This window comes from Acrocarpospora sp. B8E8, from assembly GCF_039871605.1.
Taxonomy (GTDB): Bacteria; Actinomycetota; Actinomycetes; order Streptosporangiales; family Streptosporangiaceae; genus Acrocarpospora; species Acrocarpospora macrocephala.
In genome coordinates, this window is the sequence record NZ_JBDPLV010000009.1 from 75,470 (window position 1) to 99,963 (window position 24,494).

Annotated in this window: 23 protein-coding genes; 9 read left to right on the plus strand and 14 right to left on the minus strand. The window is 70.2% G+C overall.

Translation table 11 applies throughout. The features are described 5' to 3' along the window. Positions 1-9: 9 nt before the first annotated feature. The 4 genes from ABGB08_RS10725 to ABGB08_RS10740 all read right to left on the minus strand — a co-directional run bounded on the left by ABGB08_RS10725 (position 10) and on the right by ABGB08_RS10740 (position 4,597). Positions 10-1,380, minus strand: coding sequence for a cellulase family glycosylhydrolase (locus ABGB08_RS10725; protein WP_347588936.1), 1,371 nt, complete (start codon positions 1,378-1,380; stop codon positions 10-12). Positions 1,381-1,493: 113 nt separating this feature from the next. Next, positions 1,494-2,282, minus strand: coding sequence for a carbohydrate ABC transporter permease (locus ABGB08_RS10730; RefSeq protein WP_347588938.1), 789 nt, complete (start codon positions 2,280-2,282; stop codon positions 1,494-1,496). Beyond that, positions 2,275-3,231, minus strand: a complete 957-nt coding sequence (locus tag ABGB08_RS10735; protein ID WP_347588940.1) for a sugar ABC transporter permease — start codon at positions 3,229-3,231, stop codon at positions 2,275-2,277. The genes ABGB08_RS10730 and ABGB08_RS10735 overlap by 8 nt, the downstream gene beginning before the upstream one ends. A gap of 46 nt (positions 3,232-3,277) precedes the next feature. Then, a complete protein-coding gene (locus ABGB08_RS10740) occupies positions 3,278-4,597 on the minus strand; it encodes an ABC transporter substrate-binding protein (RefSeq protein WP_347588942.1) in 1,320 nt (439 codons plus the stop codon). 408 nt (positions 4,598-5,005) lie between these two features. Between ABGB08_RS10740 and ABGB08_RS10745 the strand changes: the two genes are divergently transcribed. Next, positions 5,006-6,049, plus strand: coding sequence for a LacI family DNA-binding transcriptional regulator (locus ABGB08_RS10745; RefSeq protein WP_347588944.1), 1,044 nt, complete (start codon positions 5,006-5,008; stop codon positions 6,047-6,049). A gap of 7 nt (positions 6,050-6,056) precedes the next feature. On the opposite strand, the gene ABGB08_RS10750 is transcribed toward ABGB08_RS10745, so the two are convergent. Further along, positions 6,057-6,920, minus strand: coding sequence for an NAD(P)-dependent oxidoreductase (locus ABGB08_RS10750; RefSeq protein WP_347588946.1), 864 nt, complete (start codon positions 6,918-6,920; stop codon positions 6,057-6,059). 255 nt (positions 6,921-7,175) lie between these two features. Between ABGB08_RS10750 and ABGB08_RS10755 the strand changes: the two genes are divergently transcribed. Genes ABGB08_RS10755 through ABGB08_RS10775 form a run of 5 tightly spaced genes read left to right on the plus strand, consistent with a single transcriptional unit; the run spans position 7,176 to position 12,774 of the window. Beyond that, positions 7,176-7,541, plus strand: a complete 366-nt coding sequence (locus tag ABGB08_RS10755) for a tautomerase family protein (RefSeq protein ID WP_347588948.1) — start codon at positions 7,176-7,178, stop codon at positions 7,539-7,541. Between the two features lie 48 nt (positions 7,542-7,589). After that, positions 7,590-8,609, plus strand: a complete 1,020-nt coding sequence (locus tag ABGB08_RS10760) for an NAD-dependent epimerase/dehydratase family protein (protein ID WP_347588950.1) — start codon at positions 7,590-7,592, stop codon at positions 8,607-8,609. After that, positions 8,609-9,475, plus strand: coding sequence for an SMP-30/gluconolactonase/LRE family protein (locus tag ABGB08_RS10765; RefSeq protein ID WP_347589191.1), 867 nt, complete (start codon positions 8,609-8,611; stop codon positions 9,473-9,475). The genes ABGB08_RS10760 and ABGB08_RS10765 overlap by 1 nt, the downstream gene beginning before the upstream one ends. A gap of 1 nt (position 9,476) precedes the next feature. Then, positions 9,477-10,430: an aldo/keto reductase gene (locus ABGB08_RS10770; RefSeq protein WP_347588952.1), complete on the plus strand. Its 954-nt coding sequence runs from the start codon at positions 9,477-9,479 to the stop codon at positions 10,428-10,430. 34 nt (positions 10,431-10,464) lie between these two features. Next, complete coding sequence (locus ABGB08_RS10775) at positions 10,465-12,774, plus strand: glycoside hydrolase family 3 N-terminal domain-containing protein (protein ID WP_347588955.1); 2,310 nt, start codon at positions 10,465-10,467, stop codon at positions 12,772-12,774. A 91-nt stretch (positions 12,775-12,865) separates the two neighbouring features. On the opposite strand, the gene ABGB08_RS10780 is transcribed toward ABGB08_RS10775, so the two are convergent. The 8 genes from ABGB08_RS10780 to ABGB08_RS10815 all read right to left on the minus strand — a co-directional run bounded on the left by ABGB08_RS10780 (position 12,866) and on the right by ABGB08_RS10815 (position 21,729). Then, entirely contained in the window at positions 12,866-13,861 is a 996-nt protein-coding gene (locus tag ABGB08_RS10780; RefSeq protein ID WP_347588957.1) for a Gfo/Idh/MocA family oxidoreductase, read from the minus strand. Next, the gene (locus ABGB08_RS10785; RefSeq protein ID WP_347588959.1) at positions 13,858-14,754 is read right to left on the minus strand and encodes a fumarylacetoacetate hydrolase family protein; all 897 of its coding nucleotides are present in this window, start codon (positions 14,752-14,754) and stop codon (positions 13,858-13,860) included. Before ABGB08_RS10785 ends, ABGB08_RS10780 begins: the two co-directional genes overlap by 4 nt. After that, entirely contained in the window at positions 14,751-15,914 is a 1,164-nt protein-coding gene (locus tag ABGB08_RS10790; RefSeq protein ID WP_347588961.1) for a mandelate racemase/muconate lactonizing enzyme family protein, read from the minus strand. Before ABGB08_RS10790 ends, ABGB08_RS10785 begins: the two co-directional genes overlap by 4 nt. Further along, a complete protein-coding gene (locus ABGB08_RS10795; protein WP_347588963.1) occupies positions 15,911-16,657 on the minus strand; it encodes a ribonuclease activity regulator RraA in 747 nt (248 codons plus the stop codon). The genes ABGB08_RS10790 and ABGB08_RS10795 overlap by 4 nt, the downstream gene beginning before the upstream one ends. A 152-nt stretch (positions 16,658-16,809) precedes the next feature. Then, on the minus strand, positions 16,810-17,856 hold the full coding sequence (locus ABGB08_RS10800) for a LacI family DNA-binding transcriptional regulator (RefSeq protein ID WP_347588965.1): 1,047 nt from the start codon (positions 17,854-17,856) through the stop codon (positions 16,810-16,812). 218 nt (positions 17,857-18,074) lie between these two features. After that, entirely contained in the window at positions 18,075-19,826 is a 1,752-nt protein-coding gene (locus ABGB08_RS10805; protein WP_347588967.1) for an IlvD/Edd family dehydratase, read from the minus strand. Between the two features lie 11 nt (positions 19,827-19,837). Beyond that, complete coding sequence (locus ABGB08_RS10810) at positions 19,838-20,626, minus strand: SDR family oxidoreductase (protein ID WP_347588969.1); 789 nt, start codon at positions 20,624-20,626, stop codon at positions 19,838-19,840. After that, positions 20,623-21,729: a Zn-dependent alcohol dehydrogenase gene (locus ABGB08_RS10815; RefSeq protein WP_347588971.1), complete on the minus strand. Its 1,107-nt coding sequence runs from the start codon at positions 21,727-21,729 to the stop codon at positions 20,623-20,625. The genes ABGB08_RS10810 and ABGB08_RS10815 overlap by 4 nt, the downstream gene beginning before the upstream one ends. A gap of 373 nt (positions 21,730-22,102) precedes the next feature. On the opposite strand from ABGB08_RS10815, the gene ABGB08_RS10820 reads away from it, so the two are divergent. Next, the gene (locus ABGB08_RS10820; protein WP_347588973.1) at positions 22,103-22,225 is read left to right on the plus strand and encodes a hypothetical protein; all 123 of its coding nucleotides are present in this window, start codon (positions 22,103-22,105) and stop codon (positions 22,223-22,225) included. Positions 22,226-22,227: 2 nt separating this feature from the next. Further along, positions 22,228-23,049 (plus strand): CHAT domain-containing protein, encoded by an 822-nt coding sequence (locus ABGB08_RS10825; protein WP_347588975.1) that lies wholly within the window; start codon positions 22,228-22,230, stop codon positions 23,047-23,049. 112 nt (positions 23,050-23,161) lie between these two features. Here the strand turns inward: ABGB08_RS10825 and ABGB08_RS10830 are convergent, their stop codons facing one another. Continuing rightward, a complete protein-coding gene (locus tag ABGB08_RS10830) occupies positions 23,162-23,593 on the minus strand; it encodes a DUF2000 domain-containing protein (RefSeq protein WP_347588977.1) in 432 nt (143 codons plus the stop codon). A gap of 49 nt (positions 23,594-23,642) precedes the next feature. Here ABGB08_RS10830 and ABGB08_RS10835 point away from each other — a divergent pair, with 49 nt between their 5' ends. Continuing rightward, complete coding sequence (locus tag ABGB08_RS10835; protein WP_347588979.1) at positions 23,643-24,437, plus strand: AraC family transcriptional regulator; 795 nt, start codon at positions 23,643-23,645, stop codon at positions 24,435-24,437. Positions 24,438-24,494: the final 57 nt, after the last annotated feature.

Genomic DNA, 24,494 nt, shown 5'->3' on the forward strand with positions numbered 1-24,494 from the left:
CCGGACTGATCAGCCGGCGGTCAGCTGGTCCCGGAGGGTGGTGCGGACGTCGCAGTTGGCGAGGGCGAAGGAGTCGGCCAGGGCGATGAGGTCGTCGTCGGTGAGGTCGCGGAAGAGTTCGGCGTATTCGTACGCCAGGGGCTGGGCCACGGTGAGGTTGAGGATCAAGGTGCGGACCCAGTCGAAGCGGCCCCAGGGGTACGGGTCGAAGCCGGGGAACTCGTCGGCGATCATGTCCTGGAAGGGCTTGATGATTTCGGGGATGCCGTAGCCGTCGCTGCCCCACTGGTCGGCGCCGAGGCGGTTCTTCTTGGCGACGAAATCGCCGAAGCGCTTCAGGTAGGGGGAGTCGGGGCGGACCATGACCAGGCCCTGGCGGCCCAGGTCCTTGTACATCCAGATGGACCAGCCGGCGTCGTCGCGGCGGTAGATGTCGAGCTGGTCGGTCAGCAGCTGGCGGCGCATGGCGTCGGTGCGCTCGTCGCCGGTGTAGATGGGGCCGAACTCGCCGACCCAGACGGGGGTACCGGTGCGGCGGCAGTATTCGGTGCGCTCGGCGTACTTGGCTTCCAGGGCCGCCTTGTCGAAGAACCTGCCGTCGGTCGTGCCGGGGTAGTCGCCACCGCCGCCGAGGCCCGGGGCGGCGTAGTCGTGGCAGACGTAGACGGTGTTCTCCCACGGCTCGTCGAAGACGTCGAACTCGGTGGAGTAGGTGTTGCCGTCCAGGAACAGGATGTGCCGGTCGTCGATCGCGCGGATGGCCTCCACCAGGCGGGTGTAGAACGGGCCGACCACCAGCCGTGACTCGTCGGCGGGCTCGTTGATTGGGTTGTATCCGGCCACCCAGGGGTTGTCCTTGTAGTGCTCGGCGATGTGCTCCCACATCGCCACCACGCGGTCCTGGAAGTGCGGGTGGTCCCAGAACGCGGGGCGGTGCGTGGGGTTGTCGGAGTGCCAGTGGTGGTTCTGCGAGCCGGGCAGCGCGTGCAGGTCGATGACCGAGTAGATGCCGTGCCGCGCGCACGCCTCGATGGCCCGGTCCAGGTGCCGGAACCCGTCCTTCTTGAACTCGAACGGCTTGCTGTCGTCCTCGAAGTGGCGGTAGTTGACCGGGAAGCGCACGCAGTTCATGCCCGCGTCGGCCAGCAGCTTCGCGTCGTCCTCGCCGAAGAACGCGGTCAGCAGGCGCTCGAAGAAGAGCTCGTAGCGGTCCTCGCCCAGGACCGCACGGACCGTGCCGCGCATGAGGGACTCGTTACCGGAGTAGCCGGTGATGAAGTTCTCCATGTTCAGCCAGCCGCCCACCGCGACGCCGCGCAGACGGACGGGGGTGTCCGTCTCGTCCATGAACTGGCGTCCCACGGTACGAAGAAACGTCATGGGGTCTGTTCCTCATTCTGTTAATTAGAAAGTCGTGATCTGGACAGCCGCAGCGGTGAATCGCCTGGTCGGCGGCTATGCGGCTGGCTATGGGACGGGTTTCTGATTAATAGTTACTTGATCGCGCCGGCCGACAGGCCGCGCTCGAAGAGGCCTTGCAGGCACAGGTAGGCCACGATCTCGGGGATCGCGGTGATGACCGCGCTGGCCAGCACCTTGGTCTGGTCGTTGCTGAACTGGCTGACGAAGAACTGCGGCAGCAGCGTGACGGTCTGCTGGGCCGGGTCCTGGATGAGCACCAGCGGCAGCAGGTAGGCGTTCCACGAGCCGATCAGCGTCAGCACGACGATCGCGGCGGCGATCGGCCGCGTCATCGGCACGACGATGTAGCGGAAGGCCGTGAACGTGCCGGCGCCGTCGATCCTGGCCGCGTCGAACAGCGCGTCCGGCACGCCGTCGATGAACCTGCGCGCGATCAGGATGGTGAACGGGATCTGCAGGGCGGCCAGCGGCAGGACCACCGCCCAGTACGTGTCGTACACGCCGAGCGCGAGGGTGGTCGCGAACAGCGGGGTGAGCAGCACGACCTCGGGCAGGGTGAGCGCGGCCAGGATCATCCAGAAGTAGACCTCCTTGCGGCGGATGTGCAGCTTGGAGAATCCGAAGGCGGCGAGCATCGTCAGGACGTACACGATCAGGATCGTCGAGACGGAGATGATGACGCTGCTCTTGAAGAACGTCCCGATGGCGCCGACCTCGAACACCGCGCGGTAGTTGCCGGCGCCCTCCCCCGCCAGCGAGCCCTGCACCATGACGACCAGGGGGAACAGGTACGGGATGATCATCAGGGTGACCAGGGCCTGCAGCACGAGCTTGGCCGGCAGGCGGCGTGCCTCAAACACCGGTCTCACTGTCCTTTCTGTTGGCCCGGACGGCGATGGCGATGGCGCCGGCCAGGGCCAGGATGAGCAACATGATCGACAGGGCCGCCCCGTACCCGACGTGGGCGCTGGGGATGCTGATCCGGTAGATGTAGGTGCCGAGGAACTCGGTGGCGTAGTTGGGGCCGCCGATGGTCACCAGGTAGGGGACGTCGAAGGTCTTCAGCGCCCCGATCACGCTGAGCATGCCGAGCGCCACGGTGGTGCCGCGCACCCCGGGCCACACGATGCTGACCAGCGTGCGGATGTTGCTGGCCCCGTCGGTACGGGCGGCCTCCAGCGTCTCGGGGTCGATCTGCCCCATCGCCGCGTAGTAGAGCACGAACGTCAGGCCGGTGAAATTCCAGACGGTGATGAACATGATGACCGGCATCGCCGTGCTCGACTGGGCCAGCCACGGCTGGGACAGGAACCCCAGGCCGATGTGGTCCAGGGTCCAGTTGAGCTGGCCGTCGGCGGCGAACATCTGCCGGAACACCGGCGCCATCGTCGCCGGCGCGATGACCACCGGGGTGAAGACGATCACCTTGTAGACGGCGCCCAGCTTGACCTTCGAGTGCAGCAGCGCCGCGAACACGAACCCGATGGCGGTCTGCGCGGTGAAGGTCACGATGAAGAAGATCACGGTGTGCCAGATGGCCTGCCAGAAGATCGGGTCCTGCAGGATCCGCTGGTAGTTGTCCAGGCCCACCGGGGTCGGCGTCGGGCTGGTGCCGTCCCAGTCCAGGGTCGACAGGTAGCCGGTCTCGCCGATGCAGAAGTAGAGGATGCCGACGACGAGGATGAACGCCGGCATGATCCACGGAATGCCGGAGGGTCGCAGCACCCCTCCCCGGGAGCGTCCCGGGGAGGGAGGCGCGGTGGACGACGGACGGCGCGCCCCGGTCTTCCGCGAGGTCGTGGAGGTCATGGTTCTCCCTGCACGTACGTAGTGAATGGGACGGCCGTCCGCTGGTTTACTTGATCTTCGAGGCGGTGGCCTGCAGCGTGGCGGCGGCCTGCTCGGGGGTGGCCTGGCCCGCCGCCACCGTGGTCGACGCGACGCCGATCGCGGTCTGCAGGTCGGCGACCACGGTCGCCAGGCGCGGCTCGGTGGACTTGCCGGCGTCGGTGATCAGCTTCTCCAGCGCCGGCCGCTGCACCTCGGGGTTGACCAGCTTGACGGTGTCCCAGTTGGGCTGCGCGCTGGTCAGGGCGGGGATGTCGTTGAGGATATCGGCCACCACCTGCTGGCCCGCCGCCGAGGTGCCGAGCCAGGTCGCGAAGGTCGTGGCGGCGGCGATGGACTTGGACCTCTGGTTCACGGCAAGCCCGAAGTCCGCGTCACCGTAGAGCGCGCCGACGTTGCCGGTGCCCGCCACGTCCGGGAACGGGATGGGGAGCTGGGTGAACGGCTTGGGGTCGGCGACGCCGGCGCCGGAGATGGCCGCCGTGCTGCCCTCGACGGTGGAGTACTGCATGTACCAGGTGCCCATCATCACCATGGCGTACTTGCCGGACATGAAGCCGTTGTTGGCGTCGGGGTACTGCTGCATGCCGAGGGCGCCCTCCTGCATGATCCCGTCGTCGAAGAGCTTCTTCCAGAGGCCCAGCGCCTTGACGATCGCCGGGTCGGTCCACGGGACCTCGCCCTTGAGCGCCTTCTCCCAGACGCCCGGCGCGACGTTGTCGGTGATGGCCTGGAGGGTGTCCTCGTTGAACGCGGTCTGCGCGGCGCCCTGCACGAAGCAGCCGACGTTGTTGGACTTGAAGGTCTCGCAGACCTTCTTCCACTCGTCGTACGTCTTCGGCGGGGTCAGCTGGTACTTGTCGAACAGGTCCTTGTTCACCCAGACCGTTCCGGAGAACACCGAACCGACCGACAGGGCGGCGAGCTTGCCGCCGTTCATCAGGCTGGTCACCCCGATCGGGGCCAGTTTCGACTTCCAGTCCGCGCCCAGCGCCTTCTCGACGGCGGGCGTGAGGTCCACGGCGTTGACGCCGTAGATGTCGACCGAACCGTTGGCGGCGCCCGGCGCGACGTCGAAGACGTCCGGGCCCACCGAGGAGGCCAGCGCGGGACGGATGGCCGCGTCGTAGCCGTCGATGGTGAGTTTCTTGAAGGTGACCTTGATGTTCGGGTAGACCTTGTTGAAGGCCTTGATGTAGGCCTCGGCGGGCGTCGCGTCGGGCGTCCACCCCCACCAGGTGATGTTCCCCGAGTCGGCGGATCCCTTGTCCGCGGTCTCGGCCGGTGCGCCGCCGGCGCATCCGGCCAGCGTCAACCCTACGGCCATGAGCGCGGCGACGGTTCCAAAGGGACTACGCTTCCTGGTTCGCGAGGATCCCAGCATGTGATCTCTCCTTGCACGTGATAGGCACGCACCGTGGTATGACGCCGCCCTGCGAGCTGCCGACGGTTCGGCCGAACGACGAGAGCCGAAACTTCCGAAAGTTTCGAAAAGTGGTCTCGGGAGAGCGAAACATCGGCCACCTCACAGTGTCAAGAATTTGAGCTGAATTGTTTCCGTTGAGTTTCGAAACTCCTGATCTTCACAGCGGGGTCATCGCGGCTTGACCTAGGCGTCACGCTAGGCCCTGACAGCGAGTTTCCGCTGTTCCAGGCAGCCTGGACCACTCCAGCCGCGCCGATGCTACGGTTGTAGAAAGTTTCGACAGACCGAACCGAAGCATGAAGAGGTGTCGTGGCGATCGAACCGAGCACACGGAAGCGGGCCACCAGCAAGCGGGCCAACCGGGTGACCATCGCGATGGTCGCCCGGGAGGCGGGCGTGTCCGTGCCGACCGTGAGCAAGGTGCTCAACGGCCGTGACGCCGTCGGCCCGGAGACCCGCCGGCGCGTGCAGGACGCGCTGAGCTCGACAGGTTACCAGCGTCGGGCCAGGTCAGAGCCACGCAAGGTGGGCCTGGTGGACTTCGTGATCACCGAGCTGGACACCGCCTGGGCCTGCGAGCTGCTGCGCGGCGCCGAGCAGGAGGCGTACCGGCTGGGCACCCGGCTGGTGCTGACCGTCACGCACGACCGGCAGGCCAACCCGCGCGAGTGGCTGAGCGCCCTCGCCTCCCGGCCGACCGACGGCGTGGTCCTGGTGGCGTCGAGCACCCGGCACGTGGCCGCGACGCGGCTGCGCACGATCGAGGCGCCGTTCGTGGTCATCGACCAGTTCGGCGGGTACGACCACGACATCCCCACCATCGGCGCCACCAACTGGGCCGGCGGTTTCGCGGCCACCGAGCACCTGATCGGCCTCGGCCACCGCCGGATCGGCGTGATCACCGGGCCCGACGACGTGCGGTGCAGCCTGGAGCGCCTCGACGGCTACCGCGCCGCGCTGCGCCGCGCGGGCCTGCCGGTCGACGAGCGCCTGGTGCGGCAGGGCGACTTCTACGCCGAGGGCGGCCGGCGCGGCGCGGCCGCGCTGCTCGACCTGCCGGACCCGCCCACCGCCGTGTTCGCCGGCTCCGACCAGCAGGCGGCGGGGGTGTACGAGGAGATGCGCGGGCGGGGCCTGCGGGTGCCCGACGACCTCAGCGTGGTCGGCTTCGACGACACCGAGGTCTGCGAGTGGATGTTCCCCCGGCTGACCACCGTCCGCCAGCCCCTCGCCCAGATGGCCGTGCTGGCGGTGCGCAACGTGCTGGAGCCCGCGCATCCGGCCCTGCGCCTGGAGCTGTCCACCAGCCTGGTCGTCAGGGAGAGCACGAGCCCGCCGCGTCGCCGCAGGTGAAAGGCCCTCAGGACGGGAGCATGTCGCGCCAGGAGTGGGCCGGCTCGAACCCCAGCTCCTGCCGGGCCCGGGTGATGTCGAGCGCGCTCTCGTAGCCGTCCAGCGGGCGCCGCACCGGCACGCCGGGGAACACCTCCGCCGCCAGTTCGGCCGTGGGCCGGTCCATCAGCGTGTCCCGCGCGGCGATCACGTACGACGGGGCGCCGGTCACGTCGGCGAGCAGGCCGAGGCGGCACGCCTGCGCGACGTCGCGGTCGTCGATGTAGCCCCACAGGTCGAACACCCTGGTCAGCGGGTCGGCCCAGTAGGTGGGCAGCTTGGGGTAGTCGGCGGCGACGTGAATGTTGGACAGCCGCAGCGAGATGATCGGGATGCCCGACCACGCCGAGATGTGCCCGGCCATCGTCTCGCCGACCACCTTCGACAGGGCGTAGGTCGACAGCGGGTACGGGTAGTGGTCCTCGTCCACGGGCAGGTAGCGCGGCGGGGCGTCCGGGCCGAACGGGAACCCCAGCGCGGTCTCGCTGGACGCCCACACGATCCGCCCGACGCCGAGCTTGGCCCCTGCCAGGAAGACGTTGGCGTTCATGGCGTTGTTGGTGTTGAGCGTCCGGGCGTCGGTGAAGTAGCCGGGCGCGGGGATCGCCGCCAGGTGGACGACGCCGTCCACGCCGGTCAGCGCGTCGACGGTGTCCCCGAAGTCGGTCAGGTCCGCGCGCAGCAGCGGCGTGCCGAGCTGTTCCCACAGCTCACCGCGGTCGCCGGGCGCGCCGGCCACGTCGACGGCCCGCACCTCGTGCCCGTGGGCGAGCAGGTCCTGGAGCACGGCCCGCCCGGCCTTGCCACTCGCTCCTGTAACCGCGATCTTCACGGCAGGCCTCGCTTTCGTTCCGGAATCGCAGAGACCTACGGTAGTAGATCGGGTACCGAAAGTTCGTCGAAACTATCGAGCCCTCGAATTCAGCGGCCAGACCGCTCTGACAGGCAAAAATGCGGTCATCAGGCCAGGTCGTTCGGTCCTCCGCCTTGACGTACGGGGGCGGTGGTTCTACTTTGTCAACATACCCCTGAAGTTTCGGATAATTTCCGAAACTTTCTGTGCCGATTTTCCGTAAAGGAGCCACCGGTGCCTCTGGTGCAGATCGACCTAGAGCGTTCCCTCGCCGAACGGCTGGGCGAGCAGATCAGCGAAGGGATCCATCAAGCGCTGGTGGACGCGCTCGGGATGGACCCGACCGATAAGTTCCAGATCTTCCGCACGCACGCGCCCGGCGAGATCGTCTTCGACCCGGCGTACAACGGCGTCGACCGCCGCCAGCTGGTCAGCGTCCAGATCCAGATGGTCCACATGTACGACGTCACCACCAAGTGGGCGATGTTCGACCAGATCGCCAAGCGGCTGGAGGAGATCGGCGTCCGCAACGACGACCTGCTGATCAGCATCGTGGAGAACGGCTTCGAGGACTGGTACGCCGGCAAATCACGCAGCTGACCACCAGTCCTCGAAATCGTCGATCCACACAGAGCTGGAGTCCACCCAATGAAGGTTCTCTATATCGGCGGCACCGGCACGATCAGCTCGTCGTGCGTGGCCGAGTCCGTCCGCCAGGGCCATGACGTGTACGTCCTGAACCGCGGCCGCACCTCGGGCCGCCGCCCCCTCCCCGACGGCGTCACCCCCATCACCGGCGACGTCCAGGACCCCGAGTCCGTCCGCGCGGCGCTGGCCGGCACGGCGTTCGACAGCGTGGTCAACTTCCTCAGTTTCGGCGCCAAGGACGCCGAGGCGGCGGTCGACCTGCTGGACGGCCGGATCGGCCAGTACGTGCACATCAGCTCCGCCTCCATCTACCACAAGCCGGTGCGGCAGTGGCCGATCACGGAGTCGACCACCCGGCGCAACCCCTACCTGGCCTACGCCCGGGACAAGATCGCCGCCGAGGACGTGCTGCATCGCGCGTACGAGGAGCGTGACTTCCCGGTCACCGTCGTGCGCCCGTCGCACACCTACGACGACGCCCACCCGCCGCTGCCCGGCGACTGGACCGCCTGGGACCGCGTCGCGCGCGGCGACGAGCTGGTCGTGCCCGGTGACGGCACCAGCCTGTGGACCCTGACGCACGCCCGGGACTTCGCCGTCGGCCTGGCCGGCCTGATCGGGAACTGGCAGGCCATCGGCGAGGACTTCCACATCACCTCCGACGAGGCGCTGACCTGGAACGAGATCTACGGCATCATCGCCCGCACGTCCGGCACGCCGGCCCGGTTGCTCCACCTGTCGTCGGAGTTCCTGCCGAAGGTGGCGCCGGACTGGTTCTGGTCCGACCTGATCGTCGGCGACCTGGCGCACAGCGCGGTGTTCGACAACAGCAAGATCAAGCGGTTCGTCCCCGCGTTCCGGCCCACGACCACCTGGTCGGAGGGTGCCCGCCGGCTGCACGACTGGCGGTCCGCGCACCTCGAGCAAACCCGCCGGGACCCGGCCACCGACGCGGTGCTGGCCCGGCTGGTCGAGGCGCACCGGACCGCCGTCGCCGCGCTCACGCCACTGGCTCCGTGATGCCGGGTGACCTGACCGCCGAGGTGTGGCTGGACGTCTCCGGCGTGCACCTGGAGGGCGTGGTGTGGGACGACGTCGCGGGCCGCCTGCGGTTCGTCGACATCCCCCGGGGGCGGATCTTCGAGGCCGGGGCCGGCTGGTTCGACCTGCCCGCCCCGGTCACCGCCGTGCACCCGACCACCGACCCCGCGACGCTGCTGGTCGCGGACGGCGACGGCATGGCGCTGACCTCGGGCGGCGCGCTGACCGAGCGGCTCGCCGCGCCGCTCGCCGGGCGGCCGGAGATCCGCATGAACGACGGCAACGTCGACCCCGCCGGTCGCTACCTCGCCGGGAGCATGGCCTACGACGTCACGCCGGGCGCGGGCGCCCTGTACCGCCTGGACACCGACCGCTCGCTGCACACGGTGCTGACCGGCGTCACCATCAGTAATGGCCTGGACTGGTCCCCCGACGGCACCCTGTGCTATTTCGTGGACAGCCCGACCCGCCGCGTCGACGTGTTCGACTACGACGTGACCACCGGCGCCCTGTCCGGACGCCGGACGTTCGCCGACACCTCCGACCTGCCCGGCATTCCCGACGGCCTGACCGTCGACGCCGACGGAGGGGTGTGGGTGGCGTTCTGGGGCGGCTCGCGCGTGGTCCGCTACGACACCGGCGGCCGGGCCGAGCAGACCGTCCGCCTGCCCGTCACGCAGGTCACCTCGTGCGCGTTCGGCGGTCCTGACCTGGACCAGCTGTACATCTCCACCTCCACCGAGGACCTCACCCCCGACCAGCTCCGTGACCAGCCCGCCGCCGGCGCGATCTTCCGGGCCGAGCCCGGCCGCCGCGGCCGACCCGTGAACAGGTTCGTGATCTGACATGGCGTACGACCCGGCGGTGCGCCGCCCGTTCGGCCGCACCGGGCTCAGCGTGACGCCCATCTGCATCGGCACCAGCCCGCTGGCCAGCATGCCCGCCCTGTACGGCTACGAGGTGGACGACGCCCGCGCCGAGGCCACGGTGGACGCCGTGCTGGACGGGCCGTTCAACTTCCTGGACACCTCCAACAACTACGGCGGCGGCACCGCCGAGCGCCGCATCGGCGCCGTGGTGCGCCGCCGCGGCCTGCCCGGCGGTTTCGTGCTGGCCACCAAGGCCGACGCCGACCCCGGCACCGGCGACTTCTCCGGCGACCGGGTGCGCCGTTCGGTGGCGGAGAGCCTGGACCGCCTCGGGGTGGACCGCGTGCCGGTCATGTACCTGCACGACCCCGAGTTCCACGTCACCTTCGAGGAGGCCATGGCCCCGGGCGGCCCGGTCGAGGCGCTGGTCGCGCTGCGCGCGGAGGGCGTGGTCGGCCATCTCGGCATCGCGGGCGGGCCGGTGGAGCTGATGCGCCGGTTCGTGGGGACCGGCGTGTTCGAGGCCGTGATCAACCACAACCGCTGGACCCTGGTCGACCGCGCCGCGGACCCGCTGATCGAGGACGCGGTCGCGCGCGGGGTCGCGTTCGTCAACGGCGCGCCGTACGGCGGGGGAATGCTCGTCAAAGGCCCCGACGCGCAACCCCGCTACGCCTACCGCGACACCGATGAGTCGGTGCGGGAAGCGGTCCGCGCGATGTGGAACGCGTGCGCCGCCCACGACGTGCCCCTGGCCGCCGCCGCCCTGCAGTTCTCGCTGCGCGATCCCCGGGTGACGTCGACCATCGTCGGCGTCTCCGAGCCCGAGCGGATCACCGCGACCCTGGAGCTCGCGACCACCCCGATCCCCGCCGAGCTGTGGGACGAGCTCGACCGGCTGACGCCCCCGCCTGGCGGGTGGCTGGAATGACCCGCCGTACTAAACGGAGTGACATATGACCCTCGTGAGCACAGACGTATGGAAGGACGCCCGCCGGTCACCGGCGGAGCGGGTCGAGGCGCTGATGGCGCTGATGAGCCTGCCCGAGAAGGTCGCCCAGCTGTACGGCGTCTGGGTGGGCATCGACAACACCGACGGCGAGATGGCCCCGCACCAGCACGAGTTCACCTCGCTGCCCCTCCCGTGGGACGAGCTGGTCAAGGACGGCATGGGGCAGCTGACCCGGCCGTTCGGCACCGCGCCGGTCGACGTCGCCAAGGGCGCGGCCACCCTCGCCGCCGCGCAGCGGTCCATCATGGCGGCCGGGCGATGGGGCATCCCCGCGGTGGTGCACGAGGAGATCCTGACCGGCCTGGCCGCGTGGCAGGCGGGTGTCTACCCCTCGCCGCTGTGCTGGGGCGCCACCTTCGACCCCGAGCTGATCGAGCGGATGGGCGCGCAGATCGGCGCCACCATGCGGCGCCTGGGCATCCACCAGGGCCTCGCCCCGGTGCTGGACGTCGCGCGCGACCTGCGGTGGGGCCGGGTCGAGGAGACCATCGGCGAGGATCCGGTGCTGGTGGGCACGATCGGAAGCGCCTACGTGCGCGGCGTGCAGTCCGCGGGCGTCATCGCCACGCTCAAGCATTTCGTGGGGTATTCGGCGTCCAAGGGCGGCCGGAACCTGGCCCCGGTGTCGGCGGGCCGCCGCGAGATCGCCGACGTGCTGCTGCCGCCGTTCGAGATGGCGCTGCGCGCGGGCGCCGGCTCGGTGATGAACTCCTACGCCGACATCGACGGCACCCCGGTGGCGGCCGACCCCGCGCTGCTCACCGACCAGCTGCGCGACAGGTACGGTTTCACCGGAACGGTGGTGGCCGACTATTTCTCCGTCGCGTTCCTGCAGACCCTGCATCACGTGGCGGCGTCTCCGGCGGACGCGGCCCGGCTGGCGCTCACCGCCGGGATCGATGTCGAGTTGCCCACGGTGAACTGTTTCGGGCCGCCGCTGGTGGACGCGATCGAGCGCGGCGAGGTGGATATCGCGCTGATCGACCGCGCGCTGCGGCGGGTGCTGCTGCAGAAGTGCGAGCTCGGCCTGCTCGACGAGGGCTGGGCGCCGGAGCCGCCGGTGCTGGACGAGGACGGCGAGGTCGTGCTGGACGACGCCGAGGTGCGAGAGCTGGCCGGTGAGCTGGCCCGCCGGTCCGTCGTGCTGCTGCACAACACCGCGGGCACGCTGCCGCTGGCGGGGGGCCTGAAGCTGGCCGTGGTGGGGCCGCGCGCCGACACCCCGCAGGCCATGCTGGGCTGCTACTCCTTCCCGATGCACGTCGGCGTGCACCACCCGGGCGTCGGGATGGGCATCGAGGTGCCCACGCTGGTGGACGCGCTGCGCGCCGACCCCGCCGGTTACGACGTGCGGTACGCGCAGGGCGTCCCGGTACTCGGCGGCGACGACGAGGGCATCGCCGCGGCGGTGGCGGCCGCGGCCGACGCCGATGTCTGCGTGGCGGTGCTCGGCGACCAGGCGGGACTGTTCGGGCGCGGCACCTCCGGCGAGGGCTGCGACGCGAGCGGCCTGCGCCTGCCCGGCCGCCAGGAGGAGCTGCTGGAGGCCGTGCTCGCCACCGGCACTCCGGTCGTGCTGGTGCTGCTGGTCGGCCGTCCGTACGAGCTCGGCCGGCAGATCGACCGGCTGGCCGCCGTGGTGTGCGGGTTCTTCCCCGGCGAGGAGGGCGCGGCGGCGCTGGCCGACGTGCTGTCCGGGCGAGCCAACCCGGCGGGCCGGCTGCCGGTGAGCTTCCCCCGGGACGGCGGCAACCAGCCCGCGACCTACCTGGGCGCGCCCCTCGCCCTGCGGAGCGAGGTCAGCGACGTGGACCCCACAGAGTTGTTCGCCTTCGGCCACGGGTTGTCGTACGCCCCGGTCACCTGGGCGGGGATCGCCGGGGACGCGTCCTGGACCACCGACGGCACGTTCGACGTGCGGGTCACGCTGCGGAATGAGGCGGACCGGGAGGTGTCCGAAGTGGTGCAGGTGTACCTCCACGACCCGGTCGCCGAGGTCGCCCGTCCCGTGCAGTCGCTGCTCGCCGCGCACCGCGTCGACCTGGCCCCCGGCCAGACGCGCGAGGTCACCCTCACGCTGCACGCCGACCAGACCTCCTACACCGGGGCGTCCTGGCGGCGGCAGGTCGACCCGGGCGAGGTGGAGCTGCGGGTGGGAGCGTCCAGCGCCGACATCCGGGAGACCATCGCCGTCACGATGACCGGCCCGCGGCGCCACGTCGGCTTCGACCGCGTCATGGAGGCGACCGTCACCACCGTGTGACGGCGGGAAAGAGGGTGGCCCCGCGCGGCGGCGGGCCACCCGAATCGAGAAGGGGTGGCCCCGCATCGCAGCGGGACCGCCCCTTCTTTCGTCACTCGCCCGGGTAGCGCAAGCCGACCTGGGCCCGGACCTCGTCCATCGTGCCCATGATCTCGCAGGACTCGCCGAGAGTGAGGATCGGGCTCTCCAGCAGGCCCGCGCGCACGCAGCGCGCGACCTCCTCGGTCTGGAAGCGCAGCCCGTTGCCCGGCACGGCGAACTCGTAGCGCTCCACCGCGCCGGTGCGCGCGGTCAGCGTGAAGGACGTCGGGCGATACCACCAGGCGTCGATGTCGATGCGCGCGTCCGTCCCGGCGATGGACGCCCGGTTCGGCAGGAACGCCTCCATGCTGCTCGTCGCCACGCCCTGGCGGCCGCCCGCGTACCCGGTGATCACCGCGGTCTGCCCGTCCACGCCGGTGTCGCCGAACTGCGTGGCGGCGAGCACCGTGGCGGGGGCGCCGAGGACCATGGACAGGAACGACACCGGGTAGACCCCGAGGTCGAGCAGGGCGCCGCCGCCGAGGTGCGGGTCGAACATGCGGTGCGCGGGGTCGCGGCGGAACCAGACGCCGTGCTCGGCGGTCACCAGCCGCACGTCGCCGAGGCGGCCCTCGGCGAGCAGCTCGCGGATGCGGACCATGTGCGGCAGGAAGCGCGTCCACATCGCCTCCATCAGGAACACCCCGCGGGCCCTGGCCGCCTTGACCAGTTCCTCGGCCTCGGCGCGGTTGATGGTGAACGGCTTCTCGACCAGTACGGCCTTGCCCGCTTCGATGGCGGCCATGGCGGCGTCCCGGTGCGCGGTGTGCGGGGTCGCGACGTACACCGCGTCGATGTCCGCGGCGGCGAGCAGTTCGGCCTGGTCGCCGTAGGAGCGGGGCGCGCCCACCTGGGCGGCGAACGCCTCGGCGCGGGCCGCGGTGCGCGAGCCGACCGCCACCAGCTCACCGGCGTCGGACAGCCGCAGGTCCGCGGCGAAGGCCGCGGCGATGCCGCCGGTGCCGATGATGGCCCAGCGCAGCGGTTCGGGGGTCGGGGTGGTCATCGCAGCGATGTCTCCAGGGTAGGGGTGAATTCGCCGGGCTTGCCGCGCACGATGGGGTTGCGCAGCACGCCCACGCCGCCGATGCCGATCTCGACCACGTCGCCGGGGGCGAGCGTGAACGGCGCCGGCGGCACCAGGCAGGTGCCGGTGGACAGCACGACGCCGTCGGGGTGCACGTCGCCGAACATCAGGTAGGCCACCAGGCCGTCCAGCCGCCTGCGCAGCCGCCCGGTGTTCGCCGCGCCGTGCCACACTTGTGCGCCTTCGCGGTGGATCGTCATCCGGATGGGCAGGTCGTACGGGTCCTCGACCTCCCACGCCGGGGTGACCCACGGGCCGAGGCCGCAGGCGCCGTAGAAGATCTTGGCCTGGGGCAGGTAGAGCGGGTTCTCGCCTTCGATGCTGCGCGAGGACATGTCATTGCACACCGTGTACCCGACGATCTCGCCGAGACTGTTCACCACCAGGGCCAGCTCGGGCTCGGGCACGTCCACCTCCGAATCGGGGCGGATGGAGAGGTCTCCCCCGGTGCCCACGGCCCGCCAGCCGACCGACTTGAAGAACAGCTCGGGCCGCTCGGCGTCGTAGACCTGCTCGTAGACGGTCGCGGAGCGCTCGCTCTCCTCGACCCTGGCCTCCCGGGACGTCTCGTACGTGACGCCCGCCCCCCACACCTCGGTACGGCCGTCCACCGGGGCCAGCAACCCGACCTCCGCCAGCGGCACCCGCTCACCTCGCGGGCCGCCAGCCAGCCTGGCGCGCAGTTCCTCCAGCGGCAACGTCCACAGCTGCGCGAGGGACGCGACACCGGTCAGCTCGGCGACGTAGCCGTCGTCGTGCAGGCCGATCCGGGGCTCGGCGGATTGCCGCGCGCGATACCTGACGATGTTCACCTGACTCCTTCTAGCGCGTGGGCACGCAGGTAGTCCATATCGAAGTCGAGCCCGAGCCCGGGACCCGGCGGAAGCTTCAGGCGGCCATCGTGGTTGTCCAGCGGGGTGCGCAGGAACCGGTTGTACGCGCTGAGATCGTGGCCGCTCGACTCGAGACGGTAGAAGTTCGGCACGGTCAGCATCACGTGGCCGCCCGCGACGAGGTTGACCGGGCCGCTCGCGTCGTGCGGGGAGACCGGAACGTAGTACGCCTCGGCCATCGTGGCGATCTTCTTCAGCTCGCTGATCCCGCCGGTCCAGGTGACATCCGGCATCACGAAGTCGGCGAGCCGGTTCTCCAACACCGGGACGAAGTCCCAGCGGGTGTGCAGCCGTTCGCCCACTGAGATGGGCACCCGCACCCGGTCCCGTACCTGCTGGAGGGCGTGGCGGCTCTCCGGCGGCACCGGCTCCTCGTACCAGTGGATGCCGCCCACCTCGTCCAGGGCCTGTCCCAGCCGGATGGCGGTGGGGACGTCGAACCGGCCGTGCGCGTCGACGAGCAGCTCGACGTCGGGCCCGGCGAGCTCGCGGATGAGCGCGGTTAGCTCGATCGCCTCGCGCTCCAGCGCCCGGCTGAGCCGGCCGTCGAGGTAGCGGTCGTTGGCCTCCGGCTGGCCGGGTTCGTGCGGGAACGGGTCGAACTTGATCGCGGTGTGCCCGGAGTCGACAATCTTCCCGATCTCCTCAGCGACCCCGTCCCTGCTGCCGAACCTGGACTGGTCCGGGTGGGTGTAGAGGAGCAGGTCGTCGCGGACGGCGCCACCGAGCAGGTCGTACACCGGCACGCCGAGCACCTTGCCGCGGATGTCCCACAACGCGATGTCGACGGCGCTGATCACGTTGGTGGCGGCGCCGCGGCTGCCCATGTAGGTGAACGCCCGGAACAGCTTGTGCCAGATGTCCTCGATCCTGGCCAGGTCGTGCCCGGCGAGCAGCTCACCCGCCTGCCGCAGCATGGCCGCGACGCCGCGGTTGGCCGCGCGGGTCGTGGTGGTGACCTCACCCCAGCCGTCCACACCCTGATCGGTGCGCACCTGCAGGAACAGGAACTCACCCCAGTAGGAGCCCCCGGACCGCACCAGCCACGGCACCAGCTCGACGATCTTCAAGCGGGTCACGCGCCGGCTCCGTGCCGGGCGCGCCGCCACCGCTCGTACTCGGGCGTGGCCTCCTCCGACAGCGGATAGTACGTCCTCAGGTCGCCGCCCTGGGACAGCCGCTGGCGGGAGAACTCCTCCCATTCGGCGTGCCGGCTCGCCTCGGCCAGCAGGGCCGGGGCCAGCTTGATCGGGACGACCACCGCGCCGTCGTCGTCGGCGACGATGATGTCGCCCGGCATCACGACGGTGTTGCCGCACGCCACCGGCACGTTGACGGCGGTGGGGAAGATGTCGGTCTGGGAGTGGAAGTTCGGCGTGGCGCCGCGCACCCACAGGCCGAGGCCGAGGTCCCGCACCTTGCCGATGTCGCGCACACAGCCGTCCACGACGACGCCGAGGCCGCCGCGGCGCTTGAAGTAGAGCAGCATCATCTCGCCGAACACGCCGCTGCTCATGTCGCCGCGCGCGTCCACCACCACGATGTCGCCCGGCCGGGTGTGGTAGAGCACGTGCCGGTGCAGCTGCTTCTCCGGGTCGGCGTACTCGTCGACCGGGTACAGGTCCTCGCGTTTCGGCATGAACTGCAGGGTGAGCGCCGGACCGGCGACGCAGCGGCCGGGCGTGTGCGAGACCGGGCCGCGGATGTGCGCGCTGCGGACCCCGAGGCGGTTGAGCTCGCTGCTCGCGGTGGCGCTGCCGATGGCCTGCAAACCGGCGACGAGCTCGCCCGCCGGGCGGACGATGTCGTGCGTCTCGATCACGTCGGTCTCTCTTTCACCCGGAGATCCTCGGCTAGCGGAGTTTCGAGGGAATTTCGGAAACAGTAGCCGACGCAATGGTAGCGTCCTCGCGCTTTCCGGGCGACGTCCAGGCCACACCATCGAAACATCGCTCGGGTGTATCGAAACTCCGGTCAGCGCGCCCGGCGCCGGGCCAGCGGCGCCGTGCTGCCGCGCACCACCAGCTTGGTGGACAGTTCGACCCGGCCCTCGGGCATCTCGGTGCCGTCCTGGTGCGCGAGCAGCGTGCGGACGGCCAGGGCGGCCAGTTCCGCGATGGGCTGCCGCACCGTGGTCAGCGGCGGGGTCACCCACTGCGACATCGGCACGTCGTCGAAACCCACGACGCTCAGGTCGTCGGGCACCCGCAGGCCCCGCTGCTGGATCGCGGCGTAGACGCCGAGCGCCTGCTCGTCGTTGGCCGCGAAGATGGCCGTGGGCGGCTCCGGCCGGTCCAGCAGGGCCAGCGCCAGCTTGAGGCCGGAGGAGTAATGAAAGTCGCCGTGTTCCACGAGCCCGTCGTCGGCTGTGATCCCGGCCCGCTCCAGCGTGGCGCGGTACCCGGCCAGCCGCGCCTGGCTGCACAGGAAGCGCATCGGCCCGGTGATCATGCCGATGCGCCGATGACCGAGGTCGATGAGGTGCTGGGTGGCGGCCATGCCGCCGCCCCAGTTACCCGCGCCGATGGACGGGATACCGGTGTCGGAGTCGCCGACCGGGTCGACGAGGAGGGCAGGAACGCCGAGCTTGGCGATACGCTTGTGATCGGCCGCCGTCAGCTCCGACAGCGCGAGGATGATGCCGCGCGGGGAGCGTTCGGCGATGTCCTCCAGCCACTGCTGCCCGCGCCCTGGGCCGCTGTCCAGCACGGACACCACGATGCCGACCCGGGCGCCCCGGGCGGCCTCCTCGGCGCCGCGGATCATCTCGGCGGCCCACGGCGTGCTCGGGTCGTTGAACAGCATCTCCATCAGGCCGCCGCGGCGTTCGGCGATCACGGGCCGCTTGGTGCGCTTGGTGGGGATGTAGCCTTGCGTGACGAGCACGGCCTCGATCTGCACCCGGGTCGCGGGCGCCACGTCCGAACGGCCGTTGAGCACCTTCGACACGGTCGCGCGGGACACCCCGGCCTGGGCAGCGATGTCGGCGACCGTGACGCGCCGTTCGATCGAGTCGGACACCAACCGTTGCTCCATCACCGAAACTTGGCTTCTTTGTCTAGTCACCATCGTACGGGGCAGCGGTCATTCGAACCTAATGCTTGGTCGTTTGCCCCGATTTGACGTCACCGAACCAGGCCGGCGATGTCAGCGCTCGCGGGTCAGTGCTCGCGGTCAATACTCACGGTCGGTGCTCGCGGTCGGTGCTCGCGATCAATGCTCACGGTCAGTGCTCGCGGTCAGTGCGAGTCGCGTGGCACCTCGCTCCCGCGACCGCCCCGCAGGAACCCGAAGTCGGCGCCGCCATCCGCCTGCAGCACGTGCTCCCGGTAGAGCCACCGGTAGCCGCTGTCGTCCTCGGACTTGGGCGGCAGCCACTCGGCCCGCCTGCGGGCCAGCTCGTCGTCCGGCACCAGCAGCGTCAGCCGCCGGGCCGGCACGTCCAGTTCGACGCGGTCCCCGGTGCGCACCAGCGCGAGCGGGCCGCCGACGGCCGCCTCGGGCGCGACGTGCAGCACCACCGTGCCGAAACCGGTGCCGCTCATCCGCCCGTCGCTGATCCGCACCATGTCGGTCACCCCGGCGCGGAGCAGCTTGGCGGGCAGCGGCACGTTGCCCACCTCGGGCATGCCCGGGTAGCCCTTCGGCCCGGCGCCCCGGATGACCAGGACGTCGTCGGGGCTCACGTCGAGGTCGTCGTCGTCGCAGACCGCGTGGTAGTCCTCGGGCGAGTCGAACACCAGGGCCTGGCCGACGTGGCGCATCAGCGCGGGCGAGGCGGCCGACTGTTTGATCACCGCGCCGTCCGGGGCGAGGTTGCCGCGCAGGACCGCGGTGCCGGTGCCCGCCGGCTGCAGCGGCTCGGCCAGCGGGCGGATCACCTCGGTGTTCCAGCAGACCGCGTCCGCGACGTTCTCCCCCATGCCGCGGCCGGTCACCGTCAGGGCGCCGGAGTTCAGCAGGCCCGCCTCGTCCAGCTGGCGCAGCACCACCGGCAGGCCGCCGGCGTAGCAGAAGTCCTCCATCAGGAACCGGCCCGAGGGCATCAGGTCGACGATGGTCGGCACGGCGCGGGCCAGGGCGTCGAAGTCGTCCAGGGGCAGGTCGACGCCGAGCCGTCCGGCCAGCGCGGTCAGGTGGATGATGGCGTTGGTGGAGCCGCCGATGGCGGCGTTGGCGCGGATGGCGTTCTCGAACGCCGCGCGGGTGAGGATCGCGCTCGGCCGCAGGTCCTCCTCGACCATGGCCACGATGCGCTGGCCCGCCTCCTGCGCGACCTCCATGCGGCGCGAGTCCACGGCGGGCCAGGCCGCCGAGCCGGGCAGCTGCATGCCGAGCGCCTCGGCCACGCACGCCATCGTCGAGGCCGTGCCCATCGTCATGCAGTGGCCGTTCGACCGGGCCATGCAGCCCTCGGCGACGTGGCCCTCGGCCGCGGTCATGCGGCCGGCCTTGATCTCGGCCTCGAACTTCCACACGTGGGTGCCCGAGCCGACGTCCTGCCCCCGGTATTTGCCGTTCAGCATCGGGCCGCCGGTCACCATCACGGCCGGCAGGTCCACGCTGGCCGCGCCCATGAGCAGGCCGGGTGTCGTCTTGTCGCAGCCGGACAGCAGCACCACGCCGTCCAGCGGGTTGGCGCGGATCAGCTCCTCGGCCTGCATGGCGAGCATGTTGCGGTACAACATCGCGGTCGGCCGCAGCAGCGTCTCCCCGGTCGCCATCACTGGGAACTCCAGCGGGAAGCCGCCCGCCATCCAGACGCCGCGCTTGACCGCCTCGGCCACCCGGTCCAGGTGCGCGTTGCACGGGGCCAGCTCCGACCACGTGCTCGCGATGCCGATGACCGGGCGGCCGTCGAAGACCTCCGCGCCGAATCCCTGGTTGCGCATCCAGGAGCGGTACAGCATGCCGGAGCGGCCCTCGGCCGCGAACCAGTGCGAGCTGCGCCTTCTAGTCCCGCTAGTCCTGTCGTGCTCGTTGTGCGCCATGGGGTCTCCGTTCACATCCATCCGCCGTCGACGATCCACTTCTGGCCGGTGCACAGGGCGCTGTCGTCGGCCGCCAGCCACAGCACCAGCCGCGCCACGTCGGCCGGCATGAGGTTGTCCGGCAACGACTGCACCTGTGCGAGTTTCTCCCGCACCTCGGGCGTGACCCAGTGGGTGAGCTGCCGTTCGGTGAAGACCCAGCCCGGGATCACGCAGTTGACCCGGATGCGGTCCGGCCCGAGCTCCCTGGCCAGGGTTCTGGTCAGGCCCTCGATGGCGGCCTTGGCGGCGATGTACATCGGCAGGCCGACGAAGTCCACGTGCGCGCTGATCGAGCCGAGGTTGATGATGGAGCCGCCGCCGAGTCTACGCATGCCCGCCATCACGGCCTGGATGGCGAAGAAGTGGTGGCGCAGGTTCACCGCGATGCCGTGATCCCAGTCGGGCGTGTCCACGGTCTCGATGTCCGTACGCACGTCGTTGGCGGCGTTGTTGACCAGGATCGAGATCGGTCCGAGCCCGTCCTCCACCGCCGCGATCGCCGTACGCAACTGGTCGATGTCGCAGACGTCGGCGTGGACGTACAGCGGCTGCGGGCAACCGGTGCCGGTCAGCTGTTCCAGGAGCCGTTCGGCGCCCGCGTCGTCGATGTCGGCGAAGCCGACCCGCGCGCCCTGCGCCGCCAGCGAGGCGACGAACTCCGCGCCCAGGCCGGTCGAGCCGCCGGTGATGAAGGCGACCTTTCCCCGCAGGCTCGGGTAGACGGCGTATCGGGCGGTGTCCGGGACATCCGCTGTCATGGTGTCTCCCACGGCATGACCACGCCCCGGCCGACGGAGCCGCCGGTCAGATCGGTGAACGCGGTGTTGATGCGATCCAGCGAGTACCGCTGGCCGATGAGCGTGTCGAGTGGCAGCCGTCCCGCGAGGTACAGCTCGAACAGGCGGGGCAGGTCGATGAGGGGATTGGCCGAGCCGTACAGGCTGCCGATCACCTTCTTCTCCCGCTGCACCAGCATGTTCAGGGGCACGTTGAAGGTCTGCCCGACCTTGCCGAGACCGACCGCGACCAGCGTGCCGCCCGGTCGCAGCACCTCGATCGCCGTCTCCAGCGTGGCGGGCCGTCCGATGGCCTCGATGGCCCACTCGACGCCGCCGGGGCGGATGTCCTGGATCGCCGCGGCGGCGTCCGCCCGCGACGCGTCGATGGTGTGCGTGGCCCCGAGCCGCTCCGCCATGTCGAGCCGCTCCGCGACCACGTCCACGACGACGATCGGATTGGCGCCCGCGAGCACCGCCCCCAGCACCGCCGACAGCCCGACCCCACCCGCACCGAAGATCACGATGGCCTCTCCGGCGCACCGCCCGATGGCGTTGAGCACGGCCCCCACCCCCGTGATGACCGCGCACCCCGCGATGGCCGCGATCTTCGAAGGCACCCCCTCCGGCACCGGCACCACCGCCCGCTCCGACACCACGCAATACTCCGCGAAGCAGGACACGCCGAGCAGGTGATGCACCCGCGCCCCGTCCGCGTGCAGCCGCGTGGTCCCGTCCAGCAACCCGCCGGACCCGACCATGATCCCCGCGGCCTCGCACAGCGCGGGCCGCCCCACGAGGCAGTTCCGGCAGTGCCCGCACCGCGGCCGCCACATCAAGCAGACCCGATCGCCCACCGCGAACCGCGTCACCCCCGGCCCCACGGCCTCCACCACGCCGGCCCCTTCGTGCCCCGGCACTACCGGCAGCGGGCACCGCAGATCCCCCACGAGATAGTGCTGGTCACTGTGACAAACCCCAGCCGCCTCGACCCTGACCAGCACCTCTTCCGGCCCCGGCGCATCGAGATCCAGCCCCCGCACCACGAGGGGCGCCCCGAACCGTTCCAGCAGCGCAGCCCTCATCCGACCCCGTTCTCCCGCTACCGCCCACCAGCCCCGGACAAGCCACTTCCACGCTCGTCGAGGGCCTTTACATGGGCTCCGAACTCAATCGCTGCAACGGTAGGTGTTACGAACACAGGTCGTCAACAGTTTCGCAACTTTCCACTCCGCACCTGACCAAGATGACATCGTCGTCCCCGTCCCCCGATCGCCATTCAAGCCAGAAAACCCACTTCAAGCTGGGGTTCTTCCGCACATACGGGTATCGAACATCATCCGGCCACACTGCGAAACTTTCCTCGACATAACCGCAGCCCTTCTGAGCAACGACGCGACCTCACCCCGATCCCTGAAGTGATGTGCAGGCATCGCGGCCGCGCCACCGACATCGCGGGTGCGCGCGGCATGGCGGGCCGCGGGGTTGTCGGCCGACTCGGATCCGATCGGGGCGGCCAGGTTGCTGGAGGCGGCGGTCCTGCTGTTGCCGCAGGTCAGCCCGCGGCAGCTGGGCCGCTGAGCATGTTGCCCATTCACACCTCGGGCCACCACGCCGATTCGCCCGATTCGCTCCATCGCGCCGTCATGGACCGGGTGGTGTCCTCCTACACCCCCACGATCACCACCCTGCGCCACACCCGCCAGCACAGCGACCGGGGGCAGCCTCCTGCCGGAGATGAGCGGGCGCTGATCGTGGCCATGCCCGTCATGCCGGGAGTGGGCTATCTGCCGCAAGCACGCGCCGAAGCCACCCTGGTGGCCGCCCACCTGCCCGGCGCGATCCAGCTCATCCGGCGGCCAGGCGACACCACTGTCTCGGCGGCCACCGGGCCTCGTGCCGCCGATGGCACGGCCCAGGCGGCACCGACCAAGGCCAGCGTCCTGGCACACCTGGCCGGCTGCGCGACCGCGCATTTCGCCTGCCACGGCGCCAGCGATCCAACCGACCCGTCCCGCAGCCGCCTGCTGCTCCAAGACCACCGGCACAACCCGTTGACTGTGGCCAGCCTGACCGCCCTCAACCTGGAACATGCCCGCCTGGCCTACCTGTCGGCCTGCTCCACCGCCCTCAACCAGCAGTTCCAGTTGCTGGATGAGGCCATCCACCTGGCCGCGGCCTTCCAGATGGCCGGATTCCCGCACGTCGTCGCCACGCTCTGGACGATCTCCGACGAGTGCGCCCCCGCCCTGGCCGACGCCTTCTACACCAACCTCGCCGACGGGGCAGCGGCCCTGGACACCGGCCGGGCCGCCTACGCCCTGCATCACGCTGTCCAGGACCTGCGCCGCCGACTGCCGCTCAGCCCATCCCTGTGGGCCGCCTACCTCCACGCCGGCGCCTGACAGGTAGCCGGAGCGTGACCTTTCTGACCTGCGGTCACGCGATTACCGTGAAGCCGATGCGGCGACTTCCGCATGTGGTTCTGGCTCGGCCGCCCCAGCTGAGGGGGAGAGATCAAGGATGCATCTGCGCGCCTTTGCTCACGCGGTCCACCGCGTTGCGAGGGCCGTACACGGCGATCCCGACCAGATCGAGGGCGCTTGTCCTGACCGCGCGGACCGCTGCGCGGTTGTCGCGGTCATGGCCGGTGGCGAACAGGTCGGAGGTGAAGACGGCCAGCGGGAGTTCGCGGGTGAGGGCCCTGCCGTGGGCTATGGACAGCTGTTCCTTGGATGCCTCGAACACGAGCACCGGCTGCCGGAACATCGGCAGGTAGGTGCTGTCGTCGGCATCGCGATAGGGCTCGCCGATCACCTCGGGTACGGCGGAGCCCAGCCCGCTGACCAGGAAGGTCGCCACGTTCAGCCGCTGCCACACCAGAAGGTCGTCCCGGAGCAGGACGGCGATCTTGGTGTCGAAGCGGACGGTCTCAGGTCGTTGTTCCATGGGTGGACGCTGCCGGACTCGCCCGCGACCGGTCTTGTACGATCCTGGCATGGCGGCCGAACGCGAGCTCGTCAAAGCGTGGCGGCCGGCGGTCAGCGGGATCGCGGAAGTCCTCCACGCACGATTCACCGAGCACGCCTATCCCATGCACGTCCATGACTCCTGGACGGTGCTGATCATCGACGACGGCGCGGTCCGCTACGACCTGGACCGGCATGAGCATGCCGCGCTGAGCAAGCTGGTGACGCTGCTTCCGCCGTACGTGCCGCACAACGGGCGGGCCGCCGATGCGCACGGCTTCCGGAAGCGGGTGCTCTACCTCGACCGAGCCGAACTCGGCGAGGAGCTGATCGGTCCCGCGGTCGACCATCCGGCTGTCGTGGATCCGGAGCTGCGCAGCTCCATCGATCGGCTGCACGGCGCGCTGATCTCTCCCGGTGACGAAATGGAGGCCGAAAGCAGGCTGGTCCTCATTCGCGAACGATTGCTCCATCACCTCTCGCGCGTGCGGTGCGATGATCCGCCTGATCCCCGGCTCGCGCGTCAGCTACGCGAACTACTGGATTCGCGGGTGCGCGACGGCATTTCCCTCGACGAGGCCGCCCTGCTGCTGGGCCGCCACCCGACGCACCTCATTCGTGCGTTCAGCCGGGAATTCGCGATGGCCCCCCATCAGTACCTGATCTCACGCCGCGTGGATCGGGCCCGTCACCTGCTGCTTCAGGGCCTGCCGGCGAGCACCGTGGCGGTGGAGGCCGGTTTCTACGACCAGCCGCATCTGACCCGGCATTTCAAACGAATCCTCGGTGTCAGCCCCGCCCGCTATGTGACCGGCCGAATGTGAATTGTCGGTGCCAGCGGACTGTGACACTGCATGGAACGGGATGTCACGCCTTATGGA